Below are 19,095 nucleotides of genomic sequence, written 5' to 3' on the forward strand. Positions count from 1 at the left end.
CATTGCAAATCAGTGCCGAAAGCATAAGCTGGCGCTTCATCGACGTGTTGCCAATGAACATCGCCAAAACGCCAAGTAAGACGCCAACACTCGTTCCGGTCCGTCCGCGCCCCGGCGCAGGCGGCGTCGAAATCCTGGCGCGCAGCTACCGCAGCGGCGTGCGGCTCGATCCGCACATGCATCGCGAGGCGCAGCTTGTGTTCGCGGCCAAGGGCGTCATGCAGGTGCAGACGCCGCGCGGTGTATGGCTGGTGCCACCCGAGCGCGCGGTCTGGGTGCCGCCGCGGCTCGAGCATGCGATCGACGTGCTGTCCGACATCGAGATGCGGACCGTTTACTTCCAGTCACGCTGGCTTGCAAAGCAGAAGGTGAGTGCCGCGATCGCCAATGAATTCGTGGTGCGTGTCGGCGCGCTGATGCGCGAGGCGGTCCTCGCCATGTTCGAACCGCAATGCGACACCGCACGCAAGCTGACGCTCGCCCGCCTCGTCGTCATGGACCTGCGCGACGCGGGCGACGCATCTACATTCATGCCGATGCCGCAGCATCCCAAGGCGCGTCAGGTTGCCAACATCATCCTCGGTGATCCGACCGCGGATCGCGATCTGGAAGAGCTCGCCGCCGAGGCGGGTATCTCAGGCCGGACGCTAACACGCTTGTTTCCCGCGCAGACGAAACTCACTTTGAAGTCCTGGAAGCAGCGCGCACGTGTGATCGCAGCGATCGAACGACTCGGACAGCCGGGCGTCTCGATCAAGCAGGTCGCGGCGGCGCTTGGCTTCTCGTCGACCGCGGCATTCAGCTTTGCGTTTCGCGACGTCACGGGCGAGACGCCGACGGCGTTTCTGTCGCGGAAGGACGAAAAGGCGTGAGTCGTCATTGCGAGCGAAGCGAAGCAATCCGGCCGCGCGCGGGAGCGCGCAACACAGATGCAGCATCCGCAGCCAGCTCAGACTGGATTGCTTCGTCGCCATAGGCGAGCGAAGCGACGCCGTTCTTCGAACAGCTAGCGGCGAGCGAAGCGACGCCGTTCTTCGAACGGCTACGCCTCGCAATGACGGTAGCTACTCCGCCGCCGCCTGGCGGGTCGGGAAGAAGCGGTTTTCAGGCCGCGGCAGTCCGAGGTTGTCGCGCAGCGTCGGGCCTTCGTACTCCTTCCGGAAGATGCCGCGCCGCTGCAGCTCGGGGATCACCTTGTCGACGAAGTCGTCGAGGCCGCCAGGCAGATACGGGAACATGACATTGAACCCGTCGGAGCCCTCCTCGACCAGCCATTGCTCCATCTGGTCGGCAATCATCTTCGGCGTGCCGAGAAATTTCGAGCCGGCGTAGCCGCCAAGCCGCCGCGCCAGCTGACGCACGGTGAGCTTCTCGCGTTTCGCCATCTCGATTACCCGGTCGCGCGCGCTCTTGCTGGCGTTGCTCTCGGGAATCTCCGGCAACGGTCCATCCGGATCGAACTTCGAGGCGTCGTGGCCGATCGCGATGGAGAGGGACGAAATCCCGTTGTCGTAATGCACACGGCCGTCGAGCGTGGCGAGTTTCTCCTTCGCCTCATCCTCGCTGTCGCCTACGACGACGAATGCACCGGGCAGGATCTTCAGGTGATCGCGATCACGGCCGAGCTTGTCGAGCCTGCCCTTGACGTCGGCGTAGAACGCCTTTGCAGCCGTCAGATTACCGCCGGCGGCGAACACCAGTTCTGCAGTTTCCGCCGCCAGTTGCTTGCCTGGTTCTGACGCTCCCGCCTGCACGATCACCGGCCAGCCCTGGATCGGCCGCGCAATGTTCAACGGCCCACGTACGGACAAGTACTTGCCCTTGTGATTAAGCGTGTGCATCCGCGTCGGATCGAAGTAGAGGCCGGATTCCACGTCGCGCACGAACGCATCGTCGGCGAACGAATCCCACAGGCCTGTCACGACATCATAGAACTCGCGCGCTCGGACGTAGCGCTCGTCGTGATCCACATGGTCGTCGAGGCCAAAGTTCAGCGCGGCATCCGGATTTGACGTCGTGACGATGTTCCAGCCGGCGCGGCCACCGCTGATGTGATCGAGCGAGGCAAAGCGGCGCGCGATGTGATAAGGTGTATCAAATGTTGTTGATGCGGTCGCCACAAGACCGATGCGCTCGGTCGCCCCGGCCAAAGCCGACAGCAGTGTGAATGGTTCGAACGACGTCACCGTATGGCTGCGCTTCAGTGCATCGATCGGCATGTTCAGCACGGCCAGGTGATCAGCCATGAAGAAGGCGTCGAACTTTCCATATTCCAGCTTCTGGATGAAACGTTTGATATGCGAAAAGTTGAAGTTGGCGTCAGGAAATGCTCCGGGATAGCGCCAGGCCCCGGTGTGGATGCTGATCGGGCGCATGAACGCGCCAAGCTTGAGTTGACGTTTGCTCATCGGCCAAGGCCCCTGACGTTGTCGATGTTGAGCACGTATTCCACGCCGCCTCAACGTCAAGGGGACGACGGCACGTCAAGGGGACGACGGCGCGCAAGCCGCCGCGTGTCCGTCTATGCGGTCTATGCCGGCCTGCGCAGAATTATTCTATCAGCCGCAATCGGATTGCGAGAGCGGATTGCTTTCTGATCCGGAAAGAACCAATATCCTCTCGCCTGACGAGGCATTCACCCCTTTGCCGCTCACGCCGCGGACGGCGGCCGCGAGCCGGAAAAATCCCTGCCGGGAACGAGGACTGAACCGACAATCCCGCGACGGGGCTTGAGGAAGCTTTCAAGTCGAGAGGTATGCGATGGTCAACAGATTGAAATTCTATATCGACGGCGCCTGGGTGGATCCGGCGGTCAAGAAGACTGTGCCGGTCGTCAATCCAGCCACCGAAGAGGCGATGTACGAGGTCGCCGTCGGCTCGAAGGCTGATGTGGACAAGGCCGTCGCCGCTGCGCGCAAAGCTTTCGAGACCTTCTCGGTTACAAGCCGCGAGGAGCGGATCGAGCTGCTCAGCAAGATCATCGAAGCCTACAAGGCCCGCGCCAAGGAGATCGCCACCGCCATCTCCGACGAAATGGGCGCGCCGATGACGCTGGCCGAGCGTGCGCAGGCCGCCGCAGGCCTCGGCCATCTGGCGTCCACGCTGCAGGTCCTGAAGGACTACCACTTCGAAGAGACGGTCGGTTCCGCCGTGGTCGTGCGCGAGCCGGTCGGCGTGATCGGCATGATCACCCCATGGAACTGGCCGCTGAACCAGATCGCCTGCAAGGTCGCGCCTGCGATCGCCGCCGGCTGCACCATGATCCTGAAGCCCTCCGAGTTCACCCCGACCTCGGCGCTGATCTTCGCCGAAATCCTGCATGAAGCCGGCGTGCCCAAGGGCGTGTTCAACCTGGTCAACGGTCTCGGTCCCGAAGTGGGCGTTGCCATGAGCGAGCATCACGGCATCGACATGATCTCGTTCACCGGTTCGACCCGGGCCGGCATCGATGTCGCCAAGCGCGCCGCCAACACCGTCAAGCGCGTCAGCCAGGAACTCGGCGGCAAGTCGCCGAACGTCATTCTCGACGACGCCGACTTCAACAAGGCGGTCGCGGGCGGCGTTGCGCATGTGTTCAACAACTCCGGCCAGTCCTGCAACGCACCGACCCGCATGATCGTGCCGGCCGCGCGGATGAAGGAAGTCGCAGCGATCGCCAAGGCCGTCGCGGAAAAGACCAAGGCCGGTGACCCGAAGGCGGCGGACACCAACATCGGCCCGGTGGTCAACCGCACGCAGTGGGACAAGATCCAGACGCTGATCAAGAAGGGCATCGACGAAGGTGCGACGCTGGTCGCCGGCGGTCCGGGCCTGCCCGAAGGCGTCAACAAGGGCTTCTACGTCCGTCCGACGGTGTTCGCCGACGTGACCAACGACATGACGATCGCGCGCGAAGAGATCTTCGGGCCGGTCATCACCATCCTTGGCGCGAAGGACGAGGCAGAGGCCGTCAAGATTGCCAACGACACGCCGTACGGCCTCGCCGGCTACGTCTCTGCTGGCAGCGTTGAAAGCGCAAAGCGCGTTGGCCGTCAGATCCGCGCCGGCAACGTCAACCTGAACGGCGTTCCGAATGAGCGGACCGCACCGTTCGGCGGCTACAAGCAGTCCGGAAACGGCCGCGAGTGGGGCAAGTTCGGTCTCGAGGAATTCCTCGAGGTGAAAGCGATCGCCGGCGCCACTGCTGCGTAAGTCTTAAGGGCGTCAAAAAAAGAGCCAAGCGCCGGGGCACTCGCCCCGGCGCTTTGTTTTGTCAGCCCGTGCAAGGCGACGCATCCCTCCTCTCGCAATCGTCACGTTCAAGCCGCATAGTGGCGGCAAGCCCGACTGCTTGAAAAAGGGCGTCCGGAGGAAATGATGAGCTTGAAAATCAGCAAGGTCGAACTGCTCTCATGCGACGCCGGCTGGCGCAATTATCATTTCGTGAAGGTGACGACCGACGGCGGTGTCGTCGGTTGGAGCGAATTTGACGAAGGCTTCGGCGCACCGGGCGTCGGTGCCGCGATCCAGCGGCTTTCCACCCGTGTCATCGGCCAGAATGCAGGTCAGCACGAACGGATTTACGCCGAGCTTTACGCCGCAACCCGTCCCGCCGCAGGCGGCGTGGTCGCCCTGGCGATGGGCGCGATCGAGAATGCGCTGCTCGACGCGAAGGCCAAGCATCTCGGCGTCCCCTGCTACGAATTGCTTGGCGGCAAGATCCGCGACCGCATTCGGGTCTACTGGTCGCACTGCGCGACCTGGCGGATCAATCATCCGGACTGGTACAAGCCGGCGATTACCGACCTCGATGGCGTCAAGGCGATCGGTCGCGAAGTCCGCGAGAAGAAATTCACGGCACTGAAGACCAACATCTTCACCTACACGGACGGCAAGCCAAAAGGCTGGCGTCCCGGCTTTGGCGTTCCGTTCGAGCCGGAGCTGAACGTCGATCGCAAGGTTCTGCACGACCTGCGCATGCATCTGGAGGCGATCCGCGACGGCGCCGGTCCCGATGTCGACATCCTGCTCGATCTCAATTTCAATGCCAAGACCGAGGGCTATCTGAAGATCCTGCGTGAGATCAAGGATCTCGACATGTTCTGGATCGAGATCGACAGCTACAATCCGCAGGCACTCGGCTACATCCGCAGTCACAGTCCGCACCCGATCTCATCCTGCGAGACGCTCTTGGGCCTGCGCGAATTCAATCCCTACTTCGCTGAGCAGGCAATGGATGTTGCGATCATCGACACACCGTGGAACGGCGTGTGGCAGTCGATGAAGATCGCCAACGCAGCCGAAGCTTACGAGGTCAACGTCGCGCCGCATAACTTCTACGGCCATCTCTGCACGATGATGAACGCGCATTTCAGCGCGGCGGTGCCGAACCTGCGCATCATGGAGACGGACATCGATCGTCTCACATGGGACCACGAACTGTTCACTCACGTGCCGGAATTCGTCGACGGCCATCTGGTTTTACCGGACCGTCCGGGCTGGGGCACGGAGCCCAACGAAGAAGGCCTGCGCGCGCATCCGCCGAAGGGACAGGGCGGACTGTTGAATTATGGACGGAAGGAGTAGCGAACCTCCGCCGTCATTGCGAGCGAAGCGAAGCAATCCAGCCGCGCGCGAAGCGGGCAACAAAAGATGCAGCACTCTCGTCTGGCTCAGACTGGATTGCTTCGTCGCCATAGGCGAGCGAAGCGACGCCGTTCTTCGAACGGCTGGGGCGAGCGAAGCGACGCCGTTCTTCGAACGGCTGGGGCGAGCGAAGCGACGCCGTTCTTCGAACGGCTATGCCTCGCAATGACGGGTGGGGGTCTACTCCGCCACCAGCTCGTTCATGTGTTCGACGGCTTCGATGAATTCCGCCTTGAACTCCTGGACCACGGAGCCTGCCGACTTGACGCCGTCGATCATGCCGACGCCCTGGCCGACGAAGTAGCTGACGAGTTCGCGGGCGCGCTGGTTTCCGCCCGCGGCGGCGCGGTCGATGGCGCGGAAGGCCTCGGTGCTGACGAGGGTCTGCAGCGGCATCGGCAGGGCACCCGGGCTGTCCGGACTGCGGTCCCAGGCGTCGGTCCAGACTGACCGCAACTGCCGCGCCGGCTTTCCGGTGCGGCCGCGTGAGCGCACCGCATCACGCGATGAGGCGGCAATCATCTTCTCGCGGAAGATCTCGCTCGTCTCGGACTCGACGGTCGCGAGCCACACCGAGCCGGTCCACACGCCAGCCGCTCCCATCGCCATGCAGGCCGCCATCTGGCGGCCGTTCATGATGCCGCCGGCCGCAAGCACCGGCACGTCGCGGATCGGCTTGATCGCCCTCACCACCTCCGGAACGAGCACGATGGTCGACACCTCGCCGCAATGGCCGCCCGCCTCCCCGCCCTGCACGACAAGGATGTCCACACCCGCCGCAACCTGTCGCAGCGCGTGCTCCTTCGCGCCGACAAGGGCTGCGACCGGCACCTCGTGCTTGCGACCCATCTCGATCATCTGCGACGGCGGCACCCCGAGCGCGTTGGCGATCAGCCTGATCGGATGCGCGAATGCCGCCTCGAGCACGTCAATCGCACGGGCGGGGTCGAACGGCTGCGGCCGGTCGTTCGGCGCGCGCGTATAGTCGAACTCAATTCCGTACTTCGCCAGCAGATCCTTGGCGTACTTGCGATGCTGCGGCGGCACCCGGCTCTCGAGGCTGTTGTAGGTGACGTTCTTTTCGCCCGCGGTCGCCATGTTCTCCGGGATCAGAACGTCGATACCGTACGGCTTCCCGTCGACATGATCGTCGATCCACTTCAGCTCCTGGTCGATCGATTCCGGCGACTGGTTGGCTGCGCCGAACACGCCAAAACCACCCGCCCTGCTCACGGCGGCCACCACGTCACGGCAATGGCTGAAGGCCACCAGTGGAAAATCGATGCCGAGCATCTCGCAAATTGGACTCTTCATGGCGGCCTCCCGGAATTTTTCTTGTGCCGAACGCTAACCATCCCGCGGGCGGCTGCCAAGACTCCAAAGTGAGCGAATTTCTTAAGCAGTTCCGGCAGTTCGCCGCCGCTGCTGGGCTAATGGCGCGGCCCCCGACTTGCGCCGCAAGCGGGCTGGTCTGCGCTTATGTCCCTTGCGCTTTCTCCAGACGCGTAGAAATGTTCTGACAAACAATAAGTTGGCTGGCGCAGACGCCCGCTATGTCAAGGAAACGCGGAGAGCTTGGAATGACCGAGATCCAACGCGATGCCACGCCGGTGGCCAAGAGCTACGACGTAATTGTCGTCGGCGCAGGCTTTGCCGGCATGTACCTGTTGCACCGGCTGCGCGGGCTCGGCCTATCGGCGCGCGTCTTCGAGCAGGGCAGCGGCGTCGGCGGGACCTGGTACTGGAATCGCTATCCCGGCGCGCGCTGCGACATCGAGAGCATGCAGTATTCGTATTCGTTCTCCGACGAGTTGCAGCAGCAATGGGAGTGGACCGAGCGCTTTGCGGCCCAGCCGGAGATCCTGAAATACGCCAATCACGTTGCGGACCGGTTCAACCTGCGTCCGGACATCCAGTTCAACACCCGCGTCAGCTCCGCTGTCTTCGATGAGAGCACCGACCGCTGGACGGTCGCGACCGACGATGGCAAGCACTATTCAGCGCAACACGTCATCATGGCGACTGGATCGCTTTCCAACGCACGCACGCCCGATTTCAAGGGATTGGCGAGCTTCAAAGGCAAGACCTATCACACGGGCCACTGGCCCCATGAGGGTGTGGACTTCACAGGGCTGCGGGTCGGCGTGATCGGCACTGGCTCATCGGCGATCCAGTCCATCCCTGTGATCGCCGAACAGGCCAAGCACGTCACCGTGTTTCAGCGTACGCCGAACTTCTCGATCCCCGCGCGCAACCACGACCTGACGGCCGAGTACCAGAAATCATGGAAGGACGATTATCCGGAGCTGCGTCGGCGCGCTCGGGAGGAGAGCCGGAACGGCGTGGTCGGTGCAATGCCGACCAAGGGTGCGCTCGAAGACACGCCGGATGACCGAAAAAAGGTCTATGATGAGGAATGGGAACGCGGCGGCCTGCACTTCATGGCCTCCTACAACAACCTGGCGCTGGACAAGACGGCCAACGACACCGCCGCTGAGTATGTGCGCGGCAAGATCGCTGAGATCGTCAAGGATCCGAAGGTGGCGACGCTACTGCAGCCGACCACCTATCCGATCGGCACCAAGCGCATCTGCCTTGACACCGAATATTATGAGACGTTCAACCGCGGCAACGTCACGCTGATCGATATCCGTAACGCACCGATCGAGGCAATGACGCCGAACGGCCTCATCACCGGTGGCAGCGAGCATGAGTTCGACGCCATCGTCTTTGCGACCGGCTTCGATGCCATGACCGGATCGTTCGCCAAGGTCGATATCCGCGGCCGTGCAGGCCTCACCCTGAAGTCGAAATGGGCCGAGGGACCGAAGACCTACCTTGGCCTGATGGTCGCAGGTTTTCCGAACTTGTTCTTCATCACCGGTCCCGGCAGCCCCTCAGTGCTGTCGAACATGATTGTCTCGATCGAGCAGCACGTCGACTGGATCACGGCCTGCCTCAGCCACCTTCGCGAGAAGGGCATCGGGACGATGGAAGCGACGAAGACGGCGGAGGAGGACTGGGTCGCGCACGTCAACGAGGTTGCCTACAAGACGCTCTACCCGCAGGCAGACTCCTGGTACATGGGCGCGAATGTTCCCGGCAAGCCCCGGGTGTTCATGCCGTATATCGGCGGCGTCCACATCTACCGGCAGATCTGCAACAAGGTGGCCGCAGGCGATTACAAGGGCTTTGCCATGACACCGCAGAAGCAGGTCGCAACTGCGGCGGAATAGACGGCAATGATCGAGCACTTGGCGGAGAGGGTGAACGCGAATGCGGCGCTTGTTCGCCGCGGACAATATCTCAACACGACCTTCCTGCTGCAGGTCGGTTCCGAAGGCTGGCTCGTCACCATCGATCGCGGCCGCATCGCATCGGTCGCGCGCGAAGGCCTGCCGCTGGTCGATCACGCCTTTGCCTTGCGCGCATCGCGTGAAGCCTGGAGCGAGTTCTGGCAGCGCGTGCCAAAACCCGGCTTCCACGACCTGATCGCACTCACGAAATTCCGGCACCTGAAGGTCGAAGGGGATATCAAGCTGTTCATGACGCACCTGCGCTATTTCAAGGAGGTGCTGGCACAGCTCCGCACCAGCGAGGTTTCTGCATGACACCGCGCTACGAACCCATCGTCGGCCGCTACCTGCATCTTGACATGCTCGGCCGTCCGCACCGACTCTATGTCGAGGAAGCGGGCCAGGGTATCCCCCTGCTGTGCCTGCACACCGCCGGCTCCGACGGCCGCCAGTATCGCGGTATCATGAACGACCCGCGCGTCACCGACAATTTTCGAGTCATCGCCTTTGACATGCCATGGCACGGCAAGTCATCGCCGCCGGCCGGCTGGCACGAGGAGGAATACAAGCTCACTTCACGCGATTATGTGGCGATGATCCTCGATGTGATGACCGCACTCGAACTAGATCGCCCGGTTGTGATGGGCTGCTCGATCGGCGGCCGCATCGTGCTGCATCTTGCACTCGATCATCCGGAAAAATTCCGCGCCATCGTCGGCCTGCAGGCCGGCGCACATGCGGAGCCCTACTATGACCTCAGCTATCTGCATCGCCCCGACGTGCACGGCGGCGAAGTCTGCGGTGCGCTGATTTCCGGGTTGATCGGGCCGAACTCGCCGTCCGCGGAACGATGGGAAACCCAGTGGCACTACATGCAGGGCGGGCCTGGTGTCTTCAAGGGCGACCTGCATTTCTACACCCGCGATGGCGACGTGCGCGACCGCGTGGCGAAGATCGATACGACGAGGTGCCCGCTCTTTCTCCTCTCCGGCGAATACGACTACTCCTGCACACCCGAGGACACGATGGCCATCGCGCGCAATGTCAAGGGTGCTGATGCGACAATCATGAAGGGCATGGGGCATTTTCCCATGAGCGAAGATCCGAAAAACTTCCTCGAATACCTGCTGCCGGTGCTGGACCGCATCAAGACTGCAAGTAAACAGCGCTCGACCGCTGCGTAGACTTCACACCGGAAAAAGGAGCCGGCTACTGCGTTGCCTCGGCGGTGATGCTGCCGACATAGCCGGACACCAGCACCAGTCCGCTGATCTTGTCGCGCAGTGCGAAGATAAATGGCTTGTCGACCACCAGCCGGTCCTGGTTCAGCTTCGTCCTGGCTGCGGTGCGCGTTGTGATCGCCGTCGTCAACAGAAGGCCCAGTACGCACATCACGGCACTAACCGACGACGCCCTCATTATCATCAGCTCCCGAAACTCCCGCGCGCATCGTGCAGGAAGAAGGCCCGTATCGGGCACGATGTACCGTTGGTCGACTGCTCGGCGGTGCCGGTTCAAGCGTCGACGCGAGGCGAGCTGATGCCCAGTGATCATCCACCGGCGGTTGCTGCCCGTCGTCGGCCTGGACCTGGGCGCGCGCTTTCTCGGGAACTCCGGGTTCGGATGCGTGTTGATAAACAAGGAGTTGCTGCGTTCAAAAAGTAGAACGCTCAAATTTTAGCAATCCGCTGAACCTTACGACAAACCTTGCCTGTCAAGGTGGCGTCCGGGAAACAAGAGGACGTCATGGGTGAGGCAGAGTACAACCGGCTTCTGGCCGCGGTCGGGACCGCGATGAAAATCGCGCCTGTCGACGATTTTCTGACCGAGGACGATGACCTCCTGGTCGTTCCCGCTGCGGCCAACGACAACGACGGCCCGTGGCCGTTTTTCCCCTTCCCCGACGGATGGACGGCGTCCTGCTAAGGACGGCTAAAGCTTGACGGTTGATGAAATCCGCGCCTCATCTTCAGTAGGGACAGAAGGCGCTTAACACCAGCAGATGACAATAAACGCTGTGGTCATGGGTCCCTGTTTTCGCAGGGACCCATTGAGATGTTAGCAGTGATGCTGCCAACTTAATCTCATCACGATCTACTAGTTCACCGGCCCCTTACCGCCCATCGTTGCCATCTCAGGCTCATCGGGTTTGACGCCGAGTGAGCGATTGACCAGCATCGTGATCACCCAGAGCACGATGCCGACCGCGATCAGCACGCCGGCAACTCGGTATTGAATCATCGCCCGCCCCGTCCAAGGCCCCGCGAGGAATGCACACGACAACGCGCCGAGGATTGGCAGAAATGTCGGCGTGCGGAAATGGGCATGCTCGACACGGTCCTTCCGCAGTACCAGCACTGCGACATTGACGACGGTGAAGACACAGAGCAGCAACAGCGCCGTCGTTCCGCCCAGCGCCGGCACCTCACCTACGAAAGTGATCAACGCGAACGCCAGCAGCGTCGTAAAGGCGATGGCGACATAGGGCGTCCGTCGCGTCACATGCACCTTGCCGAGCACCGGCGGCAGCACGTGCTCGCGGCTCATCCCATACACCAGCCTGCTTGCCATCAGCATGTTGATGAGGGCGGTGTTGGCGACCGCGAACATGGTGATGAAGCCGAAAATCCAGATCGGGAAATTCGGCGCGCCAGCCTGCACCACTTTCAGGAGCGGCGTCTCGCCTTCACCGAGCTGCTCCGGCGGAACCAGGGTGATCGATGAAATCGAAACCAGCACATAGATTGCGGCGGTGATAAGCAGGCCCGCGAGCAGCACCTTGGGAAAATCGCCGGTCGGGTTTTTACACTCCTCGGCCATATTGACCGAATCCTCGAAGCCGACCATCGCAAAGAAGGCGAGCGTGGTCGCAGCGATCACCGGCCAGAACAGCCCGGTGTCACTCGCCTTGAATTGCATGGCACGGGAGACGTCGCCCTGGCCGGCACCAATCGCCCACAAGCCGATGAAGATGATGATCAACAGGCCGGTCAGCTCGATGCAGGTGAGCACGACGTTCGTCTTCACGCTTTCGCCCACGCCACGCAGATTTACGGCGGCGACGAGAGCCATGAAGACGAGACCGGTGATAGTGATGCCGAAGGTCGAAAAGTTCAGGCCGAACGCACTCGACATGTTCGCTGAAAATGCGCGCGACGCCGTCGAGGCCGAAGTGATGCCGGAGCACATCACCGCGAAGGCAACGATGAAGGTGATGAAGTGGATACCGAACGCCTTGTGCGTGTAAAGGGCGGCGCCGGCAGCCCGGGGGTACTTGGTGACGAGCTCGAGATAGCTGAAGGCAGTGATCAGCGCGACCATGAAGGCGACCAGAAATGGCAGCCAGACAACACCGCCCACCTGATTAGCGACCTGGCCGGTGAGCGCGTAGATGCCGGTGCCGAGAATATCGCCGATAATAAAGAGCAGGAGCAACCAAGGGCCCAGGACCCGCTTCAGGCTCGGCTCGGCTTCGGCTGCCGGTGCTGCAGGCGTCGCAGCGTTCAAGGAGAGATCGGTCATCGCACGGTCCCCTCTATTTGCAGGAGCAGCCTATTGGCTTTCGGGCCTCCGTGCCAATCTGTTTTGCAATAGAAGTGTCTTGCGGTGTGGATAGCGAGCGCGGACGGTTCCATCCGCACTCACTTTCAATCCAATGCAGAGCATTTTCCGAACCGGTGAACACCGGCTTTCCGCAAGAAAATACGACCATTAAAGAATCTGGAGCGCATTTCGTTCAACCTGAACGGAATACGCTTCAGGCAACTCGTGCGTATTTGCCGGTGAGCTGCGGCGTCAGGCCCTCCAGCCCCTTGTTGGCGCGCTCGAGCCTCGTCTCGCGCGACCAGGAGCGCCGCAGCGGATCGCTCACCTTGATCGTCAGCCGGCCCAGGCCTTCGGTTTCGAGCTCGATCTGGTCGCCGCCCTGAAACGCGTTCAGGCCACGATGGTTGGTGCCGGTCGCAAGTATGTCGCCGGGATCGAGGGTATGGATCGCGCTGACCCATTCGATGCAGCGCGGAATTCTGTGCGCCATGTCATCGGTGTTGAAATTCTGCATCAGCGTGCCGTTGTTCCAGAGCTTCACCTGCAGCTTGTGCGGGTCTGCAATCTCGTCGGCGGTGGCGATGTACGGGCCGATCGGCGCAAACGTGTCGCGCGATTTCATCTGGAAGAACACATTGCCTGCAGGCGGCAGGCCGCGCGCCGAGCCGTCGATGAAATTCACGTAGCCGAACACGTGAGCCATGGCATCGGCAGCTTTCACATTCTTCGCGCGCTTGCCGATCACGACGGCCAGTTCGGCCTCGCCCTCGAACACAGTCGCCGGAGCATCCGGCAGCACCATCGTGTCGCCGGGGCCGATAATGGCGTTCGGTGATTTCGTAAAGGCGTTGATCGGCGCGGGCTCGCTGCGCGTGCCGTCCTCCATATAGTTCACTGCCATGCAGGCGATGTTGCGGGGTCGTGGCAGCGGCGGACGAATCTGCACGCTGCCGACCGGCACACCCTTGCCGGCTTTCGCCGCGTCCTCGATCCGCGGCCGCAAGGTGTCGAACTGCTCGATCACGCCGGCGATCAGATCATGCGGTCCGGCATGCGGAACGGACTGGACGGTCGAGGTCACGTCGACCACGTCATCGCCGCGAACCACGCCGAAACGAAAGTCGTTGAAGAACATCAGTTTCATGAGGGAGCATCCATCGCGGATTGGGGAGCAGGATATGCTAGCATGGAAGTAGCATCATGCGGCAACACCCGATGCGATGGCGCGGTCCGCGCATCGTCTCGGGCCAATCAATAGCGTTCATTTCGAGGAAACGGCCTTGACCATCACATATGAAAAGCGCGACGGCGTCGCCTACATCACCCTTGCCAATCCCGATAAGGCCAACATCCTCGACAAGCCGACCTCGGACGCGATCTCGGAGGCCTGGACCGATCTCTGGGAGGATCGGGACATCCGCTGCGCGATCCTGACGGGCGAAGGCAATCGTCATTTCTGCGGCGGACACAATCTCGCCCCGTGGCCCGATCTGACCGAGGACGATCGCGAGTATCTGCGCACACAGCGCATCTTCTGGCCGCTCGCCGGCACCGTGCACGGTCAGAAAACCGGCGTCGACGGGCGCATGGGTGATCACTATCCCCGGGTCTGGAAGCCTGTGATCGCAGCGGTCAATGGCTGGGCGGCCGGCGCCGGCCTGTACGTTCTCCTGGCTTCGACGGACATCCGCATCGCCAGCGAAGAGCATGCCCGTTTCAAGTTCGCGCTGACGAGCCAGGGCTGGCTGGGTCATGGACCCGGCGCAAGCCTCCTGATCAAGCAGCTTCGCTACATCGACGCCATGAAGATGCTGCTTACCGACGAGCCCGTCGATGCCGGTGAGGCCTTGCGCATCGGTCTGATCAACGAGGTGGTCCCGCACCCGCAGCTGATGGAGCGCGCGGAAAAAATCGCCCGGCAGATCGTCAAGATGCCGCCCGTCGCACTGCGCATGATGAAGGAGTTCGTGGTCCGGTTCGGCGATCTGCCAACAGATCAGGCGTGGCACATCCAGAACCTCATCAATTCGCTGCTGATCCAGGTGACAATGGACGGCCACGAGGGCCGCCAGGCCTTCAACGAGAAGCGTCCACCAAACTTCACCGGCACGCTTCGAAAGCGCGGCGAGCCCTGGGAGGAGCCGACAGATGAAAAGAAGGCGAAGCTGGATGAAGCCTATCGCAGCGGGGAGTTCTAAGGATGGATGTTGCCGGCAAGACCGTGCTGATCACCGGTTCGACGGACGGGGTCGGCCGCTATGTGGCATCGCAACTGGCGGCCCAGGGCGCCAATCTTCTGATTCACGGCCGTGACGGCGCGCGCGGAGCCGACGTTGTTGATAAGATCAAGCGCGCGGGCCAAGGCACGGCGCGCTTCTATCAGGCCGATCTGTCGTCGCTCGCCGAAACGCGAGAATTGGCCGACAGCATCAAAGCCGATCACAGGCGCCTCGATATCTTCATCAGCAATGCCGGAATCGGCACGCGCAACATGGGCGCGGAACGCCGCGTCAGTGCCGACGGGCACGAACTGCGGTTTGCCGTGAATTATCTGTCCGGCTTCCTGCTGGCCTATCTGCTGTTGCCGATCATCAAAGCCGCCGCGCCCTCCCGCATCGTCAATGTCGCCTCGCTCGGACAGGCACCGCTCGATTTCAACGACGTCATGCTGACCAAGGGCTATGACGGTGTGCGCGCATATTCGCAAAGCAAGCTGTCGCAGATCATGTTTACGATCGACCTCGCGGAAGAACTGAAAGGAACAGGCGTAACTGTCAACTCGCTGCACCCTGCCACCTATATGAATACGACCATGGTTCGTTCTGCCGGCGTCAGGCCAATGAGCACGGTCGAGGAAGGTGGCGCGGCGATCCTCCATCTCGCCACCGGCGACGACATGGAGGGACGAAGCGGCCTGTTCTTCAACGGCTTGAGGGAGGCACGCGCCGATGCGCAAGCTTACGATGCGGCTGCCCGCAAGAAACTGCGCAACCTGAGCCAACAGTTGACCGGCCCTTTCATGCAGTAACACGATGCCATGCGGCGGGCTTGACCCGCGCACCCATCGGAACAACAATCAATCCAAGGCGATGGATTGCCATGCAAGTTCGGCAATGACCGTTTTGGGCAGACGATCGGGACTTAAGGAAACGCCATGATCTACGAACTGAGAACCTACACCGTGAAGCCCGGCACCATTGGCGACATGGTCAAGGCCGCGAGCACGGTATCGCGCGACATCCGCAAGGACGAGTACGGCAAGCTCGAAGGCTACTGGTCGACTGAGATCGGCCCGCTCAATCAGGTCATGCATTTGTGGAGCTACAGTGACCTGAACGAGCGCGCACGCTTGCGCGCCGAACTGGCGAAGAACCCGCGCTGGAACAACGAATACATACCTTTGATCCGCCCCTTGCTCGTGCGCCAGGACATCCGCCTGCTCAATGCCGTACGGGCGCCGGTCGCGCCGCCGACCGGCGGCAACATCTACGAATTACGCTACTATCGCGCCAAGACCGGCGGCGCCGCCAAGCAGTGGCTCGACCTGTTCACCGCCGCGCTGACCCATCGCGAGAAGTATTCGAAGATCGTCGGGCTCTGGCAGACCGAGGCCGGCCAGCCGAACGAGATCTGTCATATCTGGGCCTATCCGGACCTTAACGCCCGTGCGGTTGCCCGTGGCAACGCCATGAAAGATCCGGGATGGCAGGAATTCCTCGCCAAGGGCTCGCCGCTGCTGGAAGAGATGGGCTCAACCATCATGCTGCCCGCGCCGCATTCACCGCTGAAATGACCCCCGTCATTTAGGCGCGACGCGACGCCGTTCCTCGAACGGCGGTCGCTCGCAAAGACGATCAGGAAGCGCTCCGATATTGCGCGGCCACGTGCGACGGCGGCAGCCGCGCGTGTCCGAACAGCTTCTCGCGATAGGTGCCCTGGCGATATGCCGTCTTGTAGACGCCACGCTCCTGCAAGACCGGCACAAGCAGGTCGATGACGTCGTCGATGCACTCGGGCACGACCGTCCGCGAGAGGTTGAAGCCGTCGACGCCGGTGTCCTCGCACCAGTCGATGAGGGTATCTGCGACGCTTGCCGGCGTACCGATCAGTGGCGCCTGCCGGCTGCCGAGCACCATCTGCTCGAGCAGCTTGCGGCGTGTCCACTGAGGACCAGCGCTGCGCGTGACGGCTTCGATGTTCGAGACGATCGCCTGACTTTTGCCTGTATCGACGGGTTCATCGAGATCATACTTCGCAAAGTCGATGCCGAGTGACGCTGCCGCATGAACGAGCGCCGCTTCCGAGCTCGCATAACGGCGATAGTCCTCGAATTTCTCTTTGGCTTCCTTCTCGGTTCTGCCGAGGACCAAAGTCCCGCCCAGGAATGCCTTGACGTCACAAGCCCGACGGCCAAGCTGCACCGCCTGGGCACGGATATCGTCGACAATTCGCCTGACGCCTTCCTTCTGCTGTCCGTTCACGAAGACACATTCGGCATGGCTAGCGGCGAAGCGGCGGCCACGCGCGGATGAACCTGCCTGATAAAGAACAGGCGTGCGCTGCGGTGAAGGCGCGCAGAGATGCATCGCATCTACCTGATATTGCGCGCCGCGATGATGGATCGCCCGCACTTTCGACGGATCGGCATAGACGCCTGCGGCCCTGTCCTGCAGCACCGCGCCATCGTCCCAGCTACCTTCCCAGAGCTTATAGACGAGTGACATGTACTCGTCGGCGAGGTCGTAGCGGTCGTCATGCCTGGCCTGTTCGGCAAGGCCGTTCGCGCGGGCAGCACTATCGAGGTAGCCGGTGACGATGTTCCACGCGATGCGGCCGCCCGTCAGGTGGTCGAGCGTGGACATCCGCCGCGCGAACAGGAACGGTTGCTCATAGACGAGATTGCAGGTCACGCCGAAGCCGAGATTGGCCGTCACCGCGGCCATGGCCGGAACGATCAGCATAGGATCATTGACCGGCACCTGAACCGCACCGCGCAAAGCTGCATCAGCACTTCTACCATAGACGTCGTAGACGCCGACCACATCGGCGAGGAAAATCCCGTCGAACAGTCCGGCCTCCAGCCTCCTCGCATAGTTGAGCCAATATTTCAGTTCGTTGAACCGGCACGACTGGTCGCGCGGATGGGTCCAGAGTCCGTGCTGGATATGGCCGACGCAGTTCATATCGAAGGCGTTCAGATGAATTTCGCGCGGCATGTGCTTCATCCTCGCGTTCGATCGTCATGACCGGGCTGCCCCGGCGGTCCGTCTCTCAAGAATTCCTTCTTCAGATGGACGCGCGGGTCAAGTCCGCATGACGCACCGACGCGAGCGCCGGACGATCTTTTGCAATGACGGCGCGCGACCGCTACCGCGAGACGCCCCAGGACGACAAAACATCGTCCGTGTGCTCACCCGGTCGTGAGGGCGGTCGGCTGACGACCGGCTTCGTGCGGGAGAAGCGCGGCGCCGGCCCCGGCTGCGGAATGCCGGCCACCTCGATGAAGGTGCCGCGCGCCCTGTTGTGTGGATGCTGCATCGCCTCCTTCACATCAAGCACTGGCGCGAAGCAGACGTCGGTTCCTTCCAGGACTTCGCACCACTCGTCGCGGGTCTTGGTCTTGAACAGCGCAACCAGTTTCTGCTTTGCCACATCCCAGCCGGCGCGGTCGCGCTGCTTCGTCGCAATCGCATCCTTCAAGTCGAGGCGTTCGAGCAGTTCATTGTAGAACCGCGTTTCGATCGATGCGATCGAGATGTACTTTCCGTCCTTCGTCTCGTAGACGCCGTAGAAGTGCGCGCCGCCGTCGACGAAATTCGAACCGCGGGCATTGACCCACGCACCGGACGCTGTCGCACCGAAGACGCTGGTGATCAGCGACGCCGCACCGTCGACCATGGCCGCGTCGACCACCTGCCCATTGCCCGATTTTTTCGCCTCGAGCAGTCCGCAGACAAGTCCGAACGCGAGATAGAGCGCGCCGCCGCCGAAATCGCCGACGAGGTTGAGCGGCGGCACCGGCGGTCCGTTCTTCTGACCGATCGCATGCAGCGCGCCAACCAGCGAGATGTAGTTGATATCGTGACCCGCCGCGGAAGCGAGCGGCCCCTCCTGCCCCCAACCCGTCATGCGTCCGTAGACCAGCCGCGGGTTGACCTTGAGACACTCATCCGGCCCCAGCCCGAGCCGTTCCATGACGCCGGGGCGAAACCCCTCGACCAGCGCATCGGCTTTCTCGACCAGCGCCTTCGCAATCTTGATGTCTTCCGGCTTCTTCAGGTCAAGCGCGATCGAACGGCGTCCGCGACTGAGCAGGTTGAACTTCGGCTCGGTCGGCGTACCGAGATCGGCTGGCTCGGTGCGGTCGATCCGCACCACGTCGGCTCCCATGTCGCTCAACAGCATGCAGCAGAACGGACCCGGGCCGATGCCGGCGAACTCGACAACCTTGATACCTTCCAACGGTCCCATTCGATCCTGCTCCGTGCGATCTTGTCACCGGTGAACGGGCTAGTGTCCCGAATCCGAAGTTCGCCGTACTTTGCAGCGAGCTCAGAGCGAACTTCGGATTCGATCAGGACACTAGCAAGTTTATGATTCTAGTGTCGTTTATGGATCAGAAATTCGC

The 19,095-nt window shown here is 62.0% G+C and carries 17 protein-coding genes; 10 read left to right on the forward strand and 7 right to left on the reverse strand.

Translation table 11 applies throughout. From position 1 onward, the window contains the following. Positions 1-53 precede the first annotated feature (53 nt). Complete coding sequence (locus RCO31_RS33725) at positions 54-872, forward strand: helix-turn-helix transcriptional regulator (protein ID WP_308972770.1); 819 nt, start codon at positions 54-56, stop codon at positions 870-872. 192 nt (positions 873-1,064) lie between these two features. Here RCO31_RS33725 and RCO31_RS33730 read toward each other — a convergent pair whose 3' ends face one another. Beyond that, entirely contained in the window at positions 1,065-2,408 is a 1,344-nt protein-coding gene (locus RCO31_RS33730) for an LLM class flavin-dependent oxidoreductase (RefSeq protein WP_308972771.1), read from the reverse strand. A 352-nt stretch (positions 2,409-2,760) separates the two neighbouring features. Between RCO31_RS33730 and RCO31_RS33735 the strand changes: the two genes are divergently transcribed. After that, positions 2,761-4,191 carry an aldehyde dehydrogenase family protein gene (locus RCO31_RS33735; RefSeq protein ID WP_308972772.1) on the forward strand — a complete coding sequence of 477 codons (1,431 nt, stop codon included), beginning with the start codon at positions 2,761-2,763 and terminating at the stop codon, positions 4,189-4,191. 165 nt (positions 4,192-4,356) lie between these two features. Beyond that, positions 4,357-5,565 (forward strand): mandelate racemase/muconate lactonizing enzyme family protein, encoded by a 1,209-nt coding sequence (locus RCO31_RS33740; RefSeq protein ID WP_374991574.1) that lies wholly within the window; start codon positions 4,357-4,359, stop codon positions 5,563-5,565. A 240-nt stretch (positions 5,566-5,805) separates the two neighbouring features. On the opposite strand, the gene RCO31_RS33745 is transcribed toward RCO31_RS33740, so the two are convergent. After that, complete coding sequence (locus RCO31_RS33745) at positions 5,806-6,939, reverse strand: nitronate monooxygenase (protein ID WP_308972774.1); 1,134 nt, start codon at positions 6,937-6,939, stop codon at positions 5,806-5,808. A gap of 266 nt (positions 6,940-7,205) precedes the next feature. On the opposite strand from RCO31_RS33745, the gene RCO31_RS33750 reads away from it, so the two are divergent. From RCO31_RS33750 to RCO31_RS33760, 3 genes are read left to right on the forward strand one after another with little or no spacing between them, the layout of a single operon-like run. Continuing rightward, positions 7,206-8,861, forward strand: a complete 1,656-nt coding sequence (locus tag RCO31_RS33750; RefSeq protein WP_308972775.1) for an NAD(P)/FAD-dependent oxidoreductase — start codon at positions 7,206-7,208, stop codon at positions 8,859-8,861. 6 nt (positions 8,862-8,867) lie between these two features. Beyond that, positions 8,868-9,236, forward strand: a complete 369-nt coding sequence (locus RCO31_RS33755; protein ID WP_308972776.1) for a hypothetical protein — start codon at positions 8,868-8,870, stop codon at positions 9,234-9,236. After that, complete coding sequence (locus RCO31_RS33760) at positions 9,233-10,105, forward strand: alpha/beta hydrolase (RefSeq protein ID WP_308972777.1); 873 nt, start codon at positions 9,233-9,235, stop codon at positions 10,103-10,105. The genes RCO31_RS33755 and RCO31_RS33760 overlap by 4 nt, the downstream gene beginning before the upstream one ends. Before the next feature lie 25 nt (positions 10,106-10,130). Here the strand turns inward: RCO31_RS33760 and RCO31_RS33765 are convergent, their stop codons facing one another. Continuing rightward, on the reverse strand, positions 10,131-10,340 hold the full coding sequence (locus tag RCO31_RS33765) for a hypothetical protein (RefSeq protein ID WP_308972778.1): 210 nt from the start codon (positions 10,338-10,340) through the stop codon (positions 10,131-10,133). A 327-nt stretch (positions 10,341-10,667) separates the two neighbouring features. Between RCO31_RS33765 and RCO31_RS33770 the strand changes: the two genes are divergently transcribed. Continuing rightward, a complete protein-coding gene (locus tag RCO31_RS33770) occupies positions 10,668-10,847 on the forward strand; it encodes a hypothetical protein (protein ID WP_308972779.1) in 180 nt (59 codons plus the stop codon). A gap of 171 nt (positions 10,848-11,018) precedes the next feature. On the opposite strand, the gene RCO31_RS33775 is transcribed toward RCO31_RS33770, so the two are convergent. Both RCO31_RS33775 and RCO31_RS33780 read right to left on the reverse strand, forming a co-directional pair. Next, positions 11,019-12,443, reverse strand: coding sequence for an APC family permease (locus tag RCO31_RS33775; protein ID WP_308972780.1), 1,425 nt, complete (start codon positions 12,441-12,443; stop codon positions 11,019-11,021). A 235-nt stretch (positions 12,444-12,678) separates the two neighbouring features. Then, positions 12,679-13,611: a fumarylacetoacetate hydrolase family protein gene (locus RCO31_RS33780; RefSeq protein WP_308972781.1), complete on the reverse strand. Its 933-nt coding sequence runs from the start codon at positions 13,609-13,611 to the stop codon at positions 12,679-12,681. 136 nt (positions 13,612-13,747) lie between these two features. Here RCO31_RS33780 and RCO31_RS33785 point away from each other — a divergent pair, with 136 nt between their 5' ends. The 3 genes from RCO31_RS33785 (at position 13,748) to RCO31_RS33795 (ending at position 16,260) form a co-directional block, all read left to right on the forward strand. Next, entirely contained in the window at positions 13,748-14,665 is a 918-nt protein-coding gene (locus RCO31_RS33785; protein ID WP_308972782.1) for an enoyl-CoA hydratase/isomerase family protein, read from the forward strand. Between the two features lie 2 nt (positions 14,666-14,667). Then, a complete protein-coding gene (locus RCO31_RS33790; protein WP_308972783.1) occupies positions 14,668-15,495 on the forward strand; it encodes an SDR family NAD(P)-dependent oxidoreductase in 828 nt (275 codons plus the stop codon). A gap of 126 nt (positions 15,496-15,621) precedes the next feature. Next, positions 15,622-16,260, forward strand: a complete 639-nt coding sequence (locus RCO31_RS33795; RefSeq protein WP_308972784.1) for an NIPSNAP family protein — start codon at positions 15,622-15,624, stop codon at positions 16,258-16,260. Positions 16,261-16,321: 61 nt separating this feature from the next. Here the strand turns inward: RCO31_RS33795 and RCO31_RS33800 are convergent, their stop codons facing one another. Continuing rightward, positions 16,322-17,683, reverse strand: coding sequence for an LLM class flavin-dependent oxidoreductase (locus RCO31_RS33800; protein ID WP_308972785.1), 1,362 nt, complete (start codon positions 17,681-17,683; stop codon positions 16,322-16,324). A 151-nt stretch (positions 17,684-17,834) separates the two neighbouring features. Further along, entirely contained in the window at positions 17,835-18,938 is a 1,104-nt protein-coding gene (locus tag RCO31_RS33805) for a CaiB/BaiF CoA-transferase family protein (RefSeq protein WP_308972786.1), read from the reverse strand. Positions 18,939-19,095 lie beyond the last annotated feature (157 nt).

It is taken from the genome of Bradyrhizobium sp. LHD-71, from assembly GCF_031157255.1.
In the GTDB taxonomy this organism is placed as follows: domain Bacteria; phylum Pseudomonadota; class Alphaproteobacteria; order Rhizobiales; family Xanthobacteraceae; genus P52-10.